General features: G+C 57.5%; 12 protein-coding genes. 8 read left to right on the top strand and 4 right to left on the bottom strand.

The annotated features are described in order from the left end of the window. Positions 1–33: 33 nt before the first annotated feature. From QRN38_RS20770 to QRN38_RS20735, 8 genes are all read left to right on the top strand, one after another. Positions 34–1656 carry an ABC transporter substrate-binding protein gene (locus QRN38_RS20770; RefSeq protein WP_011105058.1) on the top strand — a complete coding sequence of 541 codons (1623 nt, stop codon included), beginning with the start codon at positions 34–36 and terminating at the stop codon, positions 1654–1656. A 329-nt stretch (positions 1657–1985) separates the two neighbouring features. After that, complete coding sequence (locus tag QRN38_RS20765) at positions 1986–3578, top strand: ABC transporter substrate-binding protein (protein ID WP_024666457.1); 1593 nt, start codon at positions 1986–1988, stop codon at positions 3576–3578. Between the two features lie 155 nt (positions 3579–3733). Then, positions 3734–5113, top strand: coding sequence for an OprD family porin (locus QRN38_RS20760; protein WP_007243751.1), 1380 nt, complete (start codon positions 3734–3736; stop codon positions 5111–5113). Positions 5114–5178: 65 nt separating this feature from the next. After that, positions 5179–6774 carry an ABC transporter substrate-binding protein gene (locus QRN38_RS20755; protein ID WP_005769383.1) on the top strand — a complete coding sequence of 532 codons (1596 nt, stop codon included), beginning with the start codon at positions 5179–5181 and terminating at the stop codon, positions 6772–6774. Between the two features lie 74 nt (positions 6775–6848). Beyond that, complete coding sequence (locus QRN38_RS20750) at positions 6849–7859, top strand: ABC transporter permease subunit (RefSeq protein ID WP_005769384.1); 1011 nt, start codon at positions 6849–6851, stop codon at positions 7857–7859. Between the two features lie 10 nt (positions 7860–7869). Further along, on the top strand, positions 7870–8781 hold the full coding sequence (locus QRN38_RS20745) for an ABC transporter permease subunit (protein ID WP_007243753.1): 912 nt from the start codon (positions 7870–7872) through the stop codon (positions 8779–8781). A 10-nt stretch (positions 8782–8791) separates the two neighbouring features. Beyond that, positions 8792–9760, top strand: coding sequence for an ABC transporter ATP-binding protein (locus QRN38_RS20740; protein WP_007243754.1), 969 nt, complete (start codon positions 8792–8794; stop codon positions 9758–9760). Beyond that, positions 9760–10734 (top strand): peptide ABC transporter ATP-binding protein, encoded by a 975-nt coding sequence (locus QRN38_RS20735; protein WP_005769390.1) that lies wholly within the window; start codon positions 9760–9762, stop codon positions 10732–10734. The genes QRN38_RS20740 and QRN38_RS20735 overlap by 1 nt, the downstream gene beginning before the upstream one ends. Positions 10735–10821: 87 nt before the next feature. On the opposite strand, the gene QRN38_RS20730 is transcribed toward QRN38_RS20735, so the two are convergent. The 4 genes from QRN38_RS20730 to QRN38_RS20715 all read right to left on the bottom strand — a co-directional run bounded on the left by QRN38_RS20730 (position 10822) and on the right by QRN38_RS20715 (position 17185). Then, positions 10822–13344, bottom strand: a complete 2523-nt coding sequence (locus tag QRN38_RS20730; protein WP_057417950.1) for a PepSY domain-containing protein — start codon at positions 13342–13344, stop codon at positions 10822–10824. 148 nt (positions 13345–13492) lie between these two features. Further along, on the bottom strand, positions 13493–14506 hold the full coding sequence (locus QRN38_RS20725; protein WP_057417947.1) for an alpha-xenorhabdolysin family binary toxin subunit B: 1014 nt from the start codon (positions 14504–14506) through the stop codon (positions 13493–13495). Positions 14507–14541: 35 nt separating this feature from the next. Continuing rightward, a complete protein-coding gene (locus tag QRN38_RS20720) occupies positions 14542–15741 on the bottom strand; it encodes an alpha-xenorhabdolysin family binary toxin subunit A (protein ID WP_007243758.1) in 1200 nt (399 codons plus the stop codon). 280 nt (positions 15742–16021) lie between these two features. Continuing rightward, entirely contained in the window at positions 16022–17185 is a 1164-nt protein-coding gene (locus QRN38_RS20715) for a type III PLP-dependent enzyme (RefSeq protein ID WP_005769400.1), read from the bottom strand. Positions 17186–17267: the final 82 nt, after the last annotated feature.

Raw genomic sequence — 17267 nt, 5'->3', positions numbered from 1 at the left:
CTCTAATCAAAAATGACAACAACTGAGGCAACCATGCTCAAACACGCGGTCATTCCGTTTCTGGTCGGCGCCAGCTTGCTCGCCAGTGCACCTTTCGCTCACGCAGCATCGAACCTGGTGTTCTGCTCCGAGGGCAGCCCTGCCGGCTTCGATCCGGGTCAATACACCACAGGTACCGATTTCGACGCCTCGGCCGAGACCATCTTCAACCGTTTGAGCCAGTTTGAGCGTGGCGGCACCGCCGTTGTGCCAGGCCTGGCAACAAAATGGGACATCTCGGAAGACGGCCTGACGTACACCTTCCATTTGCGTGAAGGCGTCAAGTTCCACACCACGTCCTATTTCAAGCCGACCCGCGAATTCAACGCCGATGACGTGCTGTTCACCTTCAATCGCATGATCGACAAGGACATGCCTTACCGCAAAGCGTATCCGACCGAATTCCCGTACTTCACCGACATGGCGATGGACACCAACATCACCAAGATCGAAAAAGTCGACGACCACACCGTCAAGTTCGTTCTGGGCAAGGTCGACGCCGCGTTCATCCAGAACATGGCGATGAGCTTCGCGTCCATCCAGTCCGCAGAGTACGCCGCCAAGCTGCTCAAGGAAGGCAAGCCGGAACTGATCAACCAGCAGCCGATCGGCACTGGTCCGTTCGTGTTCAAGAGCTACCAGAAAGACTCCAACATCCGCTACACCGGCAACAAGGATTACTGGAAGCCTGAGGACGTCAAAGTCGACAACCTGATCTTCGCCATCACCACCGACGCCTCGGTGCGCATGCAGAAGCTCAAGAAAAACGAATGCCAGATCACCGCTTACCCGCGTCCTGCCGACCTCGCCCCCCTCAAGGCCGACAAGAATCTGAAGATGCCGGATCAGGCTGGCTTCAACCTGGGTTACATCGCCTACAACGTGATGCCTCAGATCAAGGGCGAAGACCATCCAAACCCGCTGGCTCAGCTGAAAGTGCGTCAGGCACTGGACATGGCAGTCAACAAGCAGCAGATCATCGACTCGGTTTACCAGGGTGCAGGTCAATTGGCGGTCAACGCCATGCCGCCGACCCAGTGGTCTTACGACACCACCATCAAGGATGCCAAGTACGATCCCGAGAAGGCTCGCCAACTGCTCAAGGAAGCGGGCATCAAGGAAGGCACCGAAATTACCCTTTGGGCAATGCCGGTTCAGCGCCCTTACAACCCCAACGCCAAACTGATGGCCGAAATGCTCCAGGCCGACTGGAAGAAGATCGGTATCAGCGCCAAGATCGTCAGCTATGAATGGGGCGAGTACATCAAGCGCGCCAAGAATGGTGAAAACGGCGCCATGCTGATTGGCTGGAGCGGTGACAATGGTGATCCGGACAACTGGCTCGGCACCCTGTTTGGCTGCGACGCACTCAATGGCAACAACTTTGCCAAGTGGTGCGACAAGCCTTTCGACACGCTGATCCATCAGGCAAAACAGACGCCTGATCAGGCCAAGCGCACCGAACTGTACAAACAGGCGCAACACCTCCTGAAAGACGCCGTGCCGATGACGCCTATCGCGCACTCAACTGTCTACCAACCCATGCGCACCAGCGTACAGGACTTCAAGATCAGCCCGTTTGGCTTGAATTCCTTCTACGGTGTCAGCGTGAAGTAACAGCGGTTTGACTGCGCTGCTTATGCGGCGCAGTTCCCGCTCTACCCGAGCAAGAGACCTGTTGGTTAGTTTAAAAGTGTCTTCATCAGCACTCTGCGACTATCACTAAGATATTTCCTACACACTTTGCTGCCTTTGAGCCTATATACCGCGCGCTCCTGACGAATTACCGTCCTGAGGTGGTGGCAACTGGCAGGAAGCCAGCCGCCCCGCAGCCGCTGTAACTCAATGTGTGCGGACGGGCTGTTCGGAAATCTTTTTCGGGTTGGCGGTTTTGGGCCAGTCAGACATTCGAGCCTTGGCTCGTCCTTTTAAGGATAGGGATCATCATGCGTAAAACGCTTGCAGTGACGTCATGCCTCGGGCTTTTGGCTCTGGCCCCTTTTGCCCAGGCGGCAAGCAATCTGGTGTTCTGCTCGGAAGCGAGTCCTGCGGGCTTTGACGGCGCGCAGTACACCTCCTCCACCGATAATGACGCGTCAGAGCCGATCTACAACCGCCTGACCGAATTCAAGCAGGGCGATACCACGGTGGTGCCTGCGCTGGCGACCTCATGGGATGTTTCAGAGAACGGCCTGACCTACACGTTTCATCTGCGCGAAGGCGTGAAGTTTCACAGCAACAAGAACTTCACCCCCAGCCGTGATTTCAATGCCGACGACGTGGTCTTCACCTTCAATCGAATGCTCAAACCTGACCACCCGTTTCGCGTCGCTTACCCGACCGAGTTCCCCTACTTCACCAGTATGGGCCTGAACAAGAAGATCAAGTCCGTCGAGAAGACCGACCCGCTGACCGTGGTGTTCACCCTCAACATGGTCGATGCGGCATTCATCCAGAACATCGCGATGAACTTCGCCGGCATTCTCTCCGCCGAGTACGCCGAACAGCTGATGGCCAAAGGTGATGTGCGCGACATCAATCAACAGCCTATCGGTACCGGGCCGTTCGTGTTTCAGCGCTACCAGAAGGACTCGCAGATTCGTTACAAGGGCAACAAGGAGTTCTGGGACCCGAGCCGGGTAAAAATCGACCAGTTGATCTTCGCCATCGTAACCGACGCCTCGGCGCGCATGCAAAAGCTCAAGGCCGACGAGTGCCAGGTGTCGGTCAACCCGCGTCCGGCAGACCTCGCCAAGCTCAAGGAAGACAAAAGCCTGCAGATTATCGAGAAGCCAGGTTTCAACCTCGGCTACATCGCCTACAACGTGCGCCACGAACCGCTGGGCAAGCTGGAAGTGCGTCAGGCGCTGGACATGGCCGTCAACAAGAAAGCCATCATCAACGCGGTTTACCAGGGCGCGGGGCAACTGGCAGTCAACGCAATGCCGCCGACCCAGTGGTCCTATGACGCCAGCATCAAGGACGCCCCTTACGACCCGGAAAAAGCCAGGACCCTGTTGCGTGCCGCGGGCGTCAAGGAAGGCACCGAACTGACCCTCTGGGCCATGCCGGTTCAGCGTCCTTACAACCCCAACGCCAAGCTGATGGCCGAAATGCTTCAGGCCGACTGGGCCAAGGTGGGTATCAAGGTCAAAATCGTCAGTTACGAATGGGGCGAATACCTCAAACGCACCAAGAACGGCGAGCACGATATCTCGCTGATCGGCTGGACCGGGGACAACGGTGACCCGGACAACTGGCTGGGCACGCTGTACAGCTGCGCGGCGATTGGCGGCAACAACTACTCGATGTGGTGCGACGAAAAATACGACCAACTGGTCAAGGCGGCCGTCGCGACCACCGACCGAGAGAAGCGCACCGACCTGTACCAACAGGCGCAGCGCTACCTCAAGGAGCAGGTGCCGATTACCCCGGTGGCCCACTCCACCGTCAATCAGCCGTTGCGCGCCGAGGTCAGGGACTTCCACGTCAGCCCGTTTGGCCGCAACAACTTTTCGGGCGTGAGCATCGCCGATTGATAGAGAACTCCGCACACGCTCGCCGTATTGTGTCACGGCGAGCGCGGGCACTTGCGCGTCGATACCTATAACAACGCAGGACCCAAAGTCCTGCACCACCAAAAGCCGGGCTCAAAAAACTGGCATATAAAAAAGTGATAAGGGAGCTGCACATCGTGAAAACAACCAGCACTGCGTTATTGGCATTGTCTCTCTCATCGTTCGGCGCACTGGTTCAGGCTGAACCGGCAAGCCAGACGTTCATACCGACCGAGCTGAGTTCCAAGAACGCACAGGCCGACGCCAACGGCTTTATCGAAGATCAACACCTGACCGGCACGACCCGTAACTGGTACGCCAATGAACTCAAGCGTCGCGGCGAAGTGTTCCGCTACAACGACAATGGCACTGCCGAGCAGACCTCGCGTCGCATCAACTGGCAGCAGGGCACCATCGTCAACTACACCTCGGGTTATACCCAGGGCGTTGTAGGTTTCTCCACCGAACTGGCGCTGTACAACGCCATTGCGCTGGACCGTGACACCGATGACTTTGCAGGCAGCTCCAACCGTACCCTGGCACACCGCGACGGCGATGCAGTCGGTCAGTGGAGCAAGATGGGTCTGGGCAACGTCAAGGCGCGGGTCTCCAACACGGTTCTGACCATGGGTCGCCAATCGGTGAACACCCCGGTTATCGCCTTCATCGGCAACCGCGCACTGCCCTCCAGCTTCCAGGGTGTTGCCGTACAGAGCGACGAGCTGAATAACCTGTCCTTTCAAGCCGGTAGTTTCGACCGTGTATCGCCACGTATGGAACAGAGCCTGGACAAGTTCCGCTCCGAGTACGGTGATCGCAGCCAGACCGCCGACCGTCTGGACATGTTCGGTGGTGACTACAAGCCGACCGACAGCCTGACTGCCAGCTTCTATGCGTCGAACCTGGAAGATTTCTGGCACCAGTACTATTTCGCGTTCACCCACGAACTGGGCGACAGCAAGGTCTTCGCGCTGAGCACCAATCTGAACTACTACAAGACCAAGGATGCGGGTCAGAGCAAACTGGGCGCAATCGACAACGATACCTATAGCCTTTCCTTCACCGGTACGCACAACGCGCACAGCGTCAGCCTTGCCTATCAGGAAGTGAACGGTAACGAATACTTCGACTACGCCCACGACACCAACGCGATTTTCCTGGCCAACTCCCTGCTCTCGGACTTCAACGGCCCGAACGAGAAATCCCTGCAGATCGCTTACGTACTGAACATGGCCGAATACGGCGTGCCTGGCCTTAAGTTCAACATCTACCAGGCGCGCGGCTGGGACATCGACGGTACGCATTACAAAGGCACCGGCTACACCGACGTGCTGGCAATGGACGGCGAAACCCACTACGAATACGGCATCGGTTCGTCCTACTCGGTGCAGTCCGGCCCGCTCAAGGCCACCGCTATTCGCGCGACCTACACCACTCACCGCGCCAGCGAGAATCAGGCTGATGGCAACATCAACGAATTCCGTCTGGTGACCACTGTTCCATTCAACATTCTTTAAGCGATCCCGAAGCCGTGACTGACACAGGTCAGTCGCGGCTTCTTTTATCAACAAGGAGGCTTCTATTGAAACTGCTATCGCTCCGCGCGTCGATTGCCATTGCGCTGCTCAGCGCCGCCGCAACCGTTTCGGCCAAACCCCTGGTGGTCTGCACCGAGGCGAGTCCTGAAGGTTTCGATATCGTGCAGTATTCGACTGCCGTAACGGCAGATGCCTCGGCCGAAACCATTCTTGAACGCCTGGTAGCCTTCACTCCAGGCACTACCGATACTGTACCGGGCCTGGCTGAAAGCTGGGACATCAGCCCCGACGGTCTGACGTACACCTTCAAGCTGCGAAAAGGCGTCAAATTCCACACCACCGACTACTTCAAGCCCACCCGTGAAATGAATGCCGACGACGTGGTCTGGAGCTTCAAGCGCCAGCTGGACCCCAAGCATCCGTGGCACGCACTTTCGCTGGTCGGCTACCCCTATTTCGAAAGCATGGGCTTCCAGGACTTGCTCAAAGACGTAGAAAAAGTTGACGACTCCACCGTCAAGTTCACCCTCGCGCACCCCGAGTCGCCCTTCCTGCGTGATCTGGCAATGCCGTTCACCTCGATCTATTCCGCAGAATACGCCGATCAGTTGCTCAAGAATAACAAGACCGCCGAATTCAACAGCAAACCGATTGGCACTGGCCCGTTCATCCTGACTCGCTATGCCAAAGACGCTCAGGTCCGCTATAAAGCCAACCCGGATTACTGGAAAGGCAAGGTGCCGAGTGAAACGCTGATATTTGCCATCACTCTGGACAACAACACACGCCTGCAAAAGCTCAAGGCGAATGAATGTCAGGTTGCGCTTTACCCAAAACCTGACGATATTGCCAACATCAAGGCCGACCCCAATCTCAAGATCGACGAGATGGAGTCCATGATGACCAGCTACGTGGCTATCAACACCTCGCACAAATACCTGAGCGATGTGCGTGTGCGACAAGCGATCAATCTGGCCTTCGACAAGAAGTCCTACATCAGGGCGCTGTTTGGCGAAGGCAAGGCCACTGAGGGTGTTGGCCCGTATCCACCGACCATGATGGGTTATGACACCGACAGCAAGAGTCCCGCATACGATCCTGACAAGGCCCGTGCACTGCTCAAGGAAGCTGGAGTACCCGAGGGCCAGGTCTTCACCCTGTTTGCTCGCAATGGCGGAGCCGTGACCAACCCCAACCCGATGGTAGGCGCACAGATGCTTCAATCGGACATGGCCAAGGTCGGGATCAAGATAGACATTCGCATCATGGAATGGGGCGAAATGCTCAAGCGCGCCAAAAATGGCGAACATGACATGGTGTTTGCAGGGTGGGCTGGCGACAATGGCGATCCGGATAACTTCCTGACCCCCAACCTGAGCTGCGACGCGGCCAAAAATGGTGAGAATTATGCCCGCTGGTGCAACAAGGCGTTCGAGGACGCAATCACTCAAGCCCGGAAAATAACCGAACCAGCGGAACGTGCCGCCCTCTATAAGCAGGCTCAACAAGTGTTCAATCACGAACAGCCCTGGATCAGCCTGGCTTACCCGAAACTGTTCGTTGCAATGCGCAAAGATGTCGAAGGCTTTCAAATAAGCCCGCTGACCAATAACAACTTCACCACTACCAGGGTGAAGTAGAAAAACAATCCGGCGAGCTCATAACCCGAGACTCGCCGGAGTACGCCTAACCGGCTGATGAGGTACACACCAAGATGTTTAGTTTTATCGCCCGCCGAGTGGGGTTGCTGATACCCACTTTCTTCGGCATCACCTTGTTGACGTTCGCGCTGATTCGTCTGATTCCGGGCGACCCGGTCGAAGTCATGATGGGTGAACGCCGGGTCGATCCGGAAATGCACGCTCAGGCCATGGAACGTCTTGGCCTGAACAAACCGCTGTATGCCCAGTACATCGATTACATCGGCAAGCTCGCCCAGGGCGATCTCGGTGAATCGCTGCGTACGCGCACCAGCGTCTGGAGCGAATTCACCTCGCTGTTCCCGGCAACCCTGGAGTTGTCGCTGGCAGCACTGATTTTCGCAGGCATCCTCGGCTTGCTGGCCGGCGTCATCGCCGCACTCAAGCGAGGGTCCCTGTTCGATCATGGGGTCATGGGGATTTCCCTGGCCGGCTATTCCATGCCGATCTTCTGGTGGGGCCTGATCCTCATCATGTTCTTCTCGGTAACCCTGGGCTGGACCCCGGTTTCCGGGCGCATCGACCTGTTGTACGACATCCCGCCAGTCACCGGTTTCATGCTGATCGACACCCTGCTCAGTGACGAGCAAGGCGCGTTTCTCGATGCACTGCATCACCTGATTCTTCCGGCCATCGTGCTGGGCACCATCCCGCTGGCGGTAATCGCCCGGATGACCCGCTCCTCGATGCTTGAAGTGCTGCGTGAAGACTACGTGCGTACCGCCCGGGCCAAAGGCCTGTCACCTGCTCGTGTAGTGTTCGTGCACGGCCTGCGCAACGCGCTGATTCCGGTGCTGACCGTGTTCGGCCTGCAAGTCGGTGCTCTGCTGGCCGGTGCGGTCCTGACCGAAACGATCTTCTCCTGGCCGGGTATCGGCAAGTGGCTGATCGAAGCCATCGGCGCACGGGACTATCCGGTCGTGCAAAACGGCATTCTGCTGATCGCCTGTCTGGTGATCCTGGTCAACTTCGTGGTGGATATCCTCTACGGCTTTGCCAACCCACGCATTCGTCACCAGCGCTGAGATCATCGATATGAGCACCCCTACTCCTGCGGTAGCAGTCGATCAAAGCCTGCTTTACCCATCCCCGTACAAAGAATTCTGGCAAGCGTTCTCCAGGAACAAAGGCGCGGTTGCCGGCCTGCTGTTCATGATCCTGATCGTGTTCTGCGCCCTGTTTGCCCCTTGGGTTGCGCCACATGACCCGAGCGAGCAATACCGTGACTTCCTGCTGACCCCTCCGGTGTGGCTCGAAGGCGGTCAATGGCAGTTCCTGCTCGGCACCGACGAACTGGGCCGCGATCTGCTGTCGCGCCTGATTCAGGGCTCGCGCCTGTCGCTGCTGATCGGTCTGGCATCGGTGGTCATGTCGCTGATCCCCGGCATCCTGCTCGGCCTGCTGGCGGGGTTCTTCCCGCGCGTGCTTGGCCCGTCGGTCATGCGCCTGATGGACATCATGCTGGCCCTGCCGTCGCTGCTGCTGGCGGTGGCCATCGTGGCCATTCTCGGCCCTGGCCTGATCAACACCGTGATCGCGATCGCCATCGTGTCGCTGCCGTCCTATGTTCGTCTGACCCGCGCTGCGGTGATGGGCGAACTGAACCGCGACTACGTTACCGCTGCGCGTCTGGCCGGTGCAACCTTGCCGCGCCTGATGTTCATCACCGTGCTGCCCAACTGCATGGCACCGCTGATCGTTCAGGCAACCCTGAGTTTTTCCTCGGCCATTCTCGACGCCGCAGCGCTGGGCTTCCTGGGCCTTGGCGTACAACCGCCGACGCCTGAGTGGGGCACCATGCTCGCCTCGGCGCGCGACTACATCGAACGTGCCTGGTGGGTCGTGAGCCTGCCCGGTCTGACCATTTTGCTCAGCGTGCTGGCAATCAACCTGATGGGCGACGGTCTGCGCGATGCGCTGGACCCGAAACTCAAGAACGCCGCCTGAGGAGATTCGCATGTCACTTCTTGAAATCAAGAATCTCAACGTCCGCTTCGGCGACGCCAAGGCCGTACCTGTTGTGGACGGCCTGTCCCTGAGCGTTGACAGGGGCGAAGTACTGGCCATCGTTGGCGAATCGGGTTCCGGCAAGTCCGTGACCATGATGGCGCTGATGGGGCTGATCGATTCCCCCGGCATCATCACCGCTGACGCGCTCAATTTCGACGGCAATGACCTGCTCAAGCTCAACTCCCGGCAGCGTCGCCGCATCATCGGCAAAGACCTGGCAATGGTTTTCCAGGACCCGATGACCGCGCTGAACCCCAGCTACACCGTGGGTTTCCAGATCGAGGAAGTCCTGCGCCAGCACCTGAACATGTCGGGCAAGGCAGCCCGCCAGCGCGCGCTGGAGCTGCTGGAAAAAGTCGAAATCCCAGGCGCCGCTGCGCGTCTGAATGCCTACCCGCACCAATTGTCGGGCGGCATGAGCCAGCGTGTGGCGATTGCCATGGCCATCGCCGGCGAGCCCAAGCTGCTGATCGCCGACGAACCGACCACCGCGCTGGACGTGACCATTCAGGCGCAGATCATGGAACTGCTGCTGAGCCTGCAAAAAGAGCAGGACATGGCGCTGGTGCTGATCACGCACGACCTGGCGGTGGTGGCGGAAACCGCGCAGCGTGTATGCGTGATGTACGCCGGTCAAGCTGTTGAAGTGGGTCAGGTGCCAGGGCTGTTCGACGTCCCCGGTCACCCGTACAGCGAGGCTCTGCTGGCGGCCATTCCCGAGCACAGCATGGGCGCCGAACGCCTCGCCACGCTGCCGGGCATGGTCCCGGGGCGTTATGACCGTCCGCAAGGCTGCCTGCTGTCGCCGCGCTGCCCGTATGTGCGCGACAACTGCCGAACCGAACGTCCCGGCCTGGACCCCAAGGCGCATAGCCTGGCGCGCTGCTTTTATCCCTTGAATCAGGAGGTGGCGTAATGAGCGTCGTACTTACCGCCCGCGACCTTACCCGTCACTACGAAGTTTCTCGCGGCCTGTTCAAAGGCACAGCGCTGGTGCGCGCGCTCAACGGCGTGTCTTTCGAGCTGGAAGCCGGCAAGACCCTGGCGGTGGTCGGTGAGTCCGGCTGCGGCAAATCGACCCTGGCCCGCGCCCTGACGCTGATTGAAGAGCCGTCCTCTGGCTCGCTGAAAATCGCCGGCCAGGAAGTGACCGGGGCCAGCAAGTCTGAGCGCAAGCAATTGCGCAAAGACGTGCAGATGGTTTTTCAGAGCCCTTACGCCTCACTCAACCCACGCCAGAAAGTCGGTGATCAGCTCGGCGAGCCGCTGTTGATCAACACCAAACTGTCGGCAGTTGAACGCCGTGAGAAGGTGCAGGCAATGATGGCTCAGGTCGGTTTGCGCCCCGAGCACTACCAGCGCTATCCGCACATGTTTTCCGGTGGTCAGCGTCAGCGTATCGCCCTGGCGCGGGCGATGATGCTGCAGCCCAAAGTGCTGGTGGCGGACGAGCCTACATCGGCACTGGACGTGTCGATTCAGGCCCAGGTGCTGAACCTGTTCATGGACCTGCAACAGGAATTCAACACCGCCTACGTGTTCATCTCCCACAACCTGTCGGTGGTGCGTCATGTCGCCGACACGGTATTGGTGATGTACCTGGGGCGACCTGCGGAAATGGGTCCCAAGGAAGAGATCTACAACCGCCCGTTGCATCCTTACACCCAGGCCCTGCTGTCGGCGACCCCGACCATTCACCCGGACCCGCTCAAACCGAAGATCAAGATCGTCGGCGAGCTGCCCAACCCACTCAACCCGCCAAGCGGCTGCGCCTTCCACAAGCGCTGCCCCTACGCGACCGAGCGTTGCGCAACAGACGTCCCGGAACTGCGTCTGGTCGATAACCGCCAGGTGGCATGCCACTACGCCGAGCAGTTTGTGGCGGCTTAAGCTAGAAGCTAGAAGCTAGAAGACTATCGTGCCCACGCTCCAGCGTGGGCACGCCGCTCTGGACGCTCTGCGTCCGATCTTCGCCAGTCAATAGACATCTCGCCGATAGCGCCCCTGCTCGATCAACTCGCTGACCACCGCCGCGCCCAGCACCTCGTGCAACACCTGATCCACTCCCGCCGCCATGCCCAGAAGACTGCCGCAGATGTAAATCGCCGCGCCGTCGTCCAGCCATACACGCAGTTCGGCAGCAGCCTCACGCAAGCGATCCTGTACGTAGATCTTTTCTGCCTGATCACGGGAGAAAGCCAGGTCCAGGCGAGCCAGAGCACCCGACTCAAGCCAGCCCTCAAGCTCGGCGCCACAATGAAAGTCGTGGGCGCGATTGCGTTCACCGAATAGCAGCCAGTTGCGCGTCTGCCCTTGAGCAATGCGGGCCTTGAGCAGGCTGCGCAAGCCGGCCAGCCCTGTGCCGTTGCCCAACAGAATCAGCGGGACAGGTTCAGCCGGCAAATGAAAGCTGCTGTTGCGGCGCACTCGCAGACTGACCGTACTGTCAAGGGCGGCATGTTCGGTCAGCCAGCCGGAACCCAGCCCCAGACTGCCGTCAGGATGAACCTCCTGACGCACAATCAGGTGCAGGCCCCCTTCCTCGGGAATAGAAGCAATCGAGTACTCTCGAGCGGATATCGGCACCAGCGCATCGATCAGCGCTTGTGCATGCAACCCCACCAGATGCGCACGGTTATGCGGCAACTGGCGGGTTGCCAGTGCCTGAGCAAGCGTTTCCTGCAAGTCCTCAACGCTGACCGGGCTCAAAGGATCGACGCCCAGGCCGTGAAGGTATTGCCCGATGACCTGCGCAGCGTTGCGCGGCATCACCTCAACCAGATCACCCGCTTGCCAGCTCATCAAACCGGATGCCATCAGCTCAAGCCTGAACACCTTGGAACCACTGCTGCCTGGGTTCAAATGCTCGCGACGGACCAGCGTCCAGTTTTCGAAAACCGGTGCCTGCCAGTGGGCAAAGGGCACAGAGCCGGTCAGTTGCCCCAGTTGTTGTTGCCAATGCTGCAGGGCCGCAGGATCGGCGCTGTCTACCTCGACAGGCGCGAATAACGTACGCGCACCCTGCTCTGCCAGCCAGTCATGCAGGCGATGGGCGAAGCCGCAGAAATGCTGATATTGCCGGTCGCCCAGCGCCAGCACGGCATAATCGAGGTGCTCCACTGCCAGCCGACGGCCCAGCAACTTACGCTCGAACCCCCGCGCACTGTCAGGCGCCTCTCCATCGCCAAACGTGCTGACGACAAACAACGCCTTGCGGCTCTGGCTGAAATCTTCTTCGGTCAAATCCCCTAGACGCTTCACACGCACGGGCAAGCCTGACGCCTGCAACCGGGCGGCAGTCTGCCAGGCCAGTTGCTCGGCGAAGCCGCTCTGGCTGGCAAAGCCAATCAGCCAGGACGACGCATCACCGCACGCATCATCCTGCACCTCGCCACGCGCACTCCTGACATCGCGCTTTTTGCGACGGCGATCCAGGTACAGCAACCAGCCAGTAATAAAGAACAGCGGCATCATCAATGAGGCGCCCGTCATGATGATTCGACCAGCCAGGCCAAAGTAGCTGCCGACGTGCAGCGCATAGTTGCTGGCCAGCAGTTGCGCCCCCAAACCACGCTCTGCGTAGCGCGAAACCGCACTGATCTGGCCGTTTGCAGGGTCCAGGGTGATGCTGTTCAGGGCGCGCGGGTGTGGTGAATCCTTGAGCAGATAGAACACCGTGGCCGGTTGGCCGCCGGACGCAGGCAGGCGCAGATTATAGGCGCGCAGTTCAGGCCCGGCCGTCTTCTGAATACTGTCCCAGACCGCTGCGTAATCGACCACCAACGGTGCGGTTTTGTTAGCCGTGACCACAGAGGCCTTGCGCTGTACTGACGGCGCATCCCCCATCAAAGTGTTCAGACCATTGCTCACCCAGTCATACGACCAGTTCAAGCCCGTAATCGCGAACAACAGGTAGAACAACAGGCACCACGTACCGAAAACCGAATGCAGGTCCCAGTTGAAACTGCGGCCCTTTTTCGCCCAGTCCATCGTCAGCCAGACACGCCAGCTCAAGGCATTGCGAGGCCAGCGCAGATAGAGCCCAGACAGGCAGAAGAACAGCAGAATCAGCGTACAGGCTGCGGTGACCTGCTTGCCCACTTCACCGGCAGCCAGATAACGATGCACTTGCAGAATAAAATCGAAAAACCCCTCGCCCAGCGCATCGCCTTTCAGCTCGCCGGTATAAGGATCGAAATTGCGTTTGGGGCCACGCCTTTCGCCCGGTTCCGGCGTGAAATACACCTGAGCGGCGCGATTGCCGAGAGTCTCGACACGCAAGATAGCCACGGTGAGCCCGGTTGCGGCCTCCAGCTTGTGGACAAGTTCGAGGGGAGGCAATGCAGCAGCGCGCTCTTCGACAAGCAGAGTGTCAGGATTGAGCACGTCGAGAATTTCGTCCTCGAACGAATACAGGGCGCCGGTGATGCCCATCAGGGCCAGCACCAGACCTGCCGTGATCCCGAAGAACCAGTGCAGTTGAAACAGGACTTTCTTCAACACGCTCGCTACTCTCACTCATATTGCGCGGCGCAATTAATGCACTGACGGCCATATCGTGTCTATCTGTAACGTGTCTGTCTGTAAGGTGTTTTTGCCACACGCCGAAAACCCCGCCTATGTGAACAAGCGGGGCAACAGCAAATTATCAGCTGCGCCAGCTTCCTCGTAGATCTACCAGATAGGTATTCAGTGCATCTGCTTGACGCCTGAAATGACTGACGCGCTCCTCGAGCCCTTCGGAGGCGGGCAGTCGGCAATTGGCCAGGACCTGAGTCAGCGCCGTATGCAGTTTGCCGATTTCTCGAACGTAGTCGTTCTTGTAGACCTGAACCGATGCCAGCCCCGAAATCTGATCGCGCTTGCTCACTTCGACATCAAGTGCCGCGCGAGCCTCACCAACCCTGCCCTGCAGATCGAGCAACTGCGCCTGCAACGTATCGCGCAGGGTCATCAGGTGATCATAATCAACGGCACCGTCCAGCAGATCCAGCATATTGGACACGCCGGCGATACCCGCCTTGATGGACCCGATCAACGGATTTTTGGGATCGATATCCGCCAGCGTTTCCAGCGAAGCGATCAAAGGCTTCAGCTTGTCGAAAAAGCTGAGACTCTCTACATCGGCAATCAATGCATTGACCACTTTTTCCTTCGCCAACATTTCCTCCAGACGCGTTTTTTCAATCGCCAGCCTGGCCTGCAGCGTGCTGATCTCCTGATCAAGGGCGGGCGTCAGATGATCCACTGCGTTGACCTGCACGGCGTTCAAATTGCTCAGCGCTTTATCAAGCGCTTTAGCCTGGCTGGCCAGAGAAGCAGTACGTGCATCCAGAAGCATACTGATTTCTTCATTGAATTCTAAAATGGCGGTTTTACTTTTCGCCTCGTCAGGCTCGCCCCTGAGCGTTGCAATCGCTTCAACAAAAGGCAGCATCTCATCGTCATTGAAAAAATGCGGAACCAGCGTCAGCGTATCCAGTGCTTCTTTATCGACATTGCCTATTTCGTTCACCAGGCTGCGCAGCGTTTCCTTCATCACGGGTAAATAAATATCACCTAGCGCGTCGGCCTGGTGTTTCAGCTTTTCACGACTGCCAATAATAATTTCCATATCGGGTTGTGGCAGTTGAAAAGGCGTATCGAGTACATGAACGTTCATAACGGCATTCTCATTAGATATACGTTGATCGATGCTTAAACAGCGGACTCTTCAAGTGCGTTATTGAACGCAGTCAGCAGATCGAAGGACTGAACTTGAATCTCTTTCCAGTTGCTCATCAGGGTTTGAAAGCGAGAGACAAAACTGACGAGGTACACCGCATTATTGGTGTTCTTGATGCGGTCGTAGGAGGACTCGACTAACTCCTCCAACAGCACCCACAAACTTTCAATGTTGCTGACGCCACTGGCAGCGCCATCGATTCTGGTTTTCAAATCCTGAAGGCTGGTTTCGAACGCCAGCAGATCGCCCAACAACCTGTTTTGTTTTTTCAACGTCAGCTCGACCTGACGTTTTTCTTCAATCAGGCGATCTTTTTCACCGAGCGCTGCCGAGGCTTTGGGACCATAAATGGAGTAGGACAACGCCCCGACGATGGGCCCCCACCAGAAACCGATCCACTTGTATTCCGAGTATTCTTCATACTCAGCAAGTTTCTGATTGATGCGATTGTTAAGCTGATCAACATCGGCTGTGAGCCGGGCGATTTCGTCACCTGCGCTTCCCGAGCGGGCCAGCCTTATCTTCAGCGCCACGCCGGGGGCTATCTCTTCCTTGAGGCAACGTTTGAAATCAGTCACCCCGACTCTGGTGCGGGTGGTGCTTGCGCTGTGGTCCTTGATATGAATCTTGAGATCATCCACCAGGGCCAGTAAGCCAGGTATTTTCCTGCTGTCCTGGTCCATCAACGCGACAGGAGGCATTTGATCAATCTGCGCCGGAGTCAGCTCCCCCACCTGCAGGGTCTGATAGGATTCCAGCCCCTTGATGAAATCCACGACATGGGTAGCGATGTTAATCAGATTGCCTGAGAACACATAAAGGTCGCCGCCGACTTTCTGCATATTGGTTTCAATCGCCGACCAACTTCTGGCGTGGGCCTGAATACCGGCATGCAGCTCAGCAATGGCGTCTGGCCCCAGACCGGGAATAGCGTTGTCAATGCCACCCGTTAACTGGCTGACCTCATCCAGAGCGGTCGGAAGTGCCAGACCGGAATTGACATAACGCCTGATGCGTCGGACATCTTCGTTTGTAATCAGCAAGCCAGGGGCGCGCGCGACACCGTCCCCTTGACTGCTGAGAACATCCATTAAATCCTTGCTGACACGACTGACATCTTCGACCGCGTGCTCTTCACCATCTGTAAATTGCGGCTCAACTAAAGTAACCATGATTAATTTCCTTATTATGGGCATCTTGTTTACGACAGCATTCAACTGTCGTTTCAAGGCCACTGAAAATTAACAGAGGTCGTCGAGCTTAAATAGCAAGCGAAGTGGACATTGCCTGTAGGAATCAGCAACAAAATAGATGAGGATTATTAATCAGCGACGATAGAACAGCAGACGACTTCATACCTAACGCACTTCAACGCCTGAAGAGGTTTATATATTTATTTTTTCTGCGCGAAAAAAAACCCATTTTCATGGGTTTTTTTCTGAAGCTGGAAATTTACAGGTAGAACGATTTCAGCGGCGGGAAGCCGTTGAACTCCACCGCGCTGTAGCTGGTAGTGTAGGCGCCGGTCGACAGCCAGTACATGCGGTCACCGATGGCCAGGTTGAGCGGCAGGCCATACTTGTAGTTCTCGTACATGATGTCGGCGCTGTCGCAGGTCGGGCCGGCAATAACCACTTCTTCCATCTCGCCTTTTTTTTCGGTCCAGATCGGAAACTTGATGGCTTCGTCCATGGTTTCGATCAGGCCGGAGAATTTGCCCACGTCGGTGTAGACCCAACGCTCGACGGCGGTGCGCGACTTGCGCGCGACCAGCACGACTTCGCTGACCAGAATACCGGCATTGGAGATCAGCGAACGGCCTGGCTCCAGAATGATTTCCGGCAGGTCATCACCGAAGTCTTCCTTCAGAAAGCGGATGATTTCTTCAGCGTAGGTTTCCAGGCTGTTGGTACGGGTGATGTAGTTGGCCGGGAAGCCGCCACCCATGTTGATCAGCTTCAGAACAATGCCGTCTTCTTCTTTCAGGCGCTCGAAAATCACTTTGACCTTGGCGATGGCAGCGTCCCAGACGCTGATGTCGCGCTGCTGCGAGCCAACGTGGAACGAGATGCCGTAAGGCACCAGGCCCAGGTCACGGGCAAGAATCAGCAGGTCCATGGCCATGTCGGTCTGGCAGCCGAATTTGCGCGACAGAGGCCAGTCGGCAGTGGTCGAGCCTTCGGTCAGGATGCGCACATAGACTTTCGCGCCCGGTGCAGCCTTGGCAATGTTGCGCAGGTCAGCTTCGGAATCGGTTGCAAACAGACGCACGCCCTTCTCGTAGAAGTAGCGGATGTCCTTGGATTTCTTGATGGTGTTGCCATAGCTCATACGCTCAGGGCCAACGCCGCAACTCAGGACCTTGTCCAGTTCGTAGATCGAAGCGATGTCGAAGCTCGAACCCTTGTCCTTGAGCAGATTGATGACTTCAACGGCCGGGTTGGCTTTGACGGCGTAGTAAACCTTGGCGAAATCGAAGCCCGCACGCAGGTCGTCATAGGCCTTGCTGATGATGGCGGTATCAATGACCACGAACGGCGTTTCTTGCTTGTCAGCGAACGCCTTCATTTTCTTGAAGGTGTCGGCTGAATAGTAGTCTTCGACATTGATCGACATGCTGCTGGAACTCCTGATGGCAAACGGTATTGGTCAATGGGTGCAAATGAACGCCCTCCGTATCCCCACTTTGGTTCGCCTA

The sequence above is a fragment of the Pseudomonas sp. CFBP2511 genome, assembly GCF_030209255.1.
Classification (GTDB): Bacteria; Pseudomonadota; Gammaproteobacteria; order Pseudomonadales; family Pseudomonadaceae; genus Aquipseudomonas; species Aquipseudomonas avellanae.
This window is presented reverse-complemented; position numbering and strand designations above follow the sequence as displayed.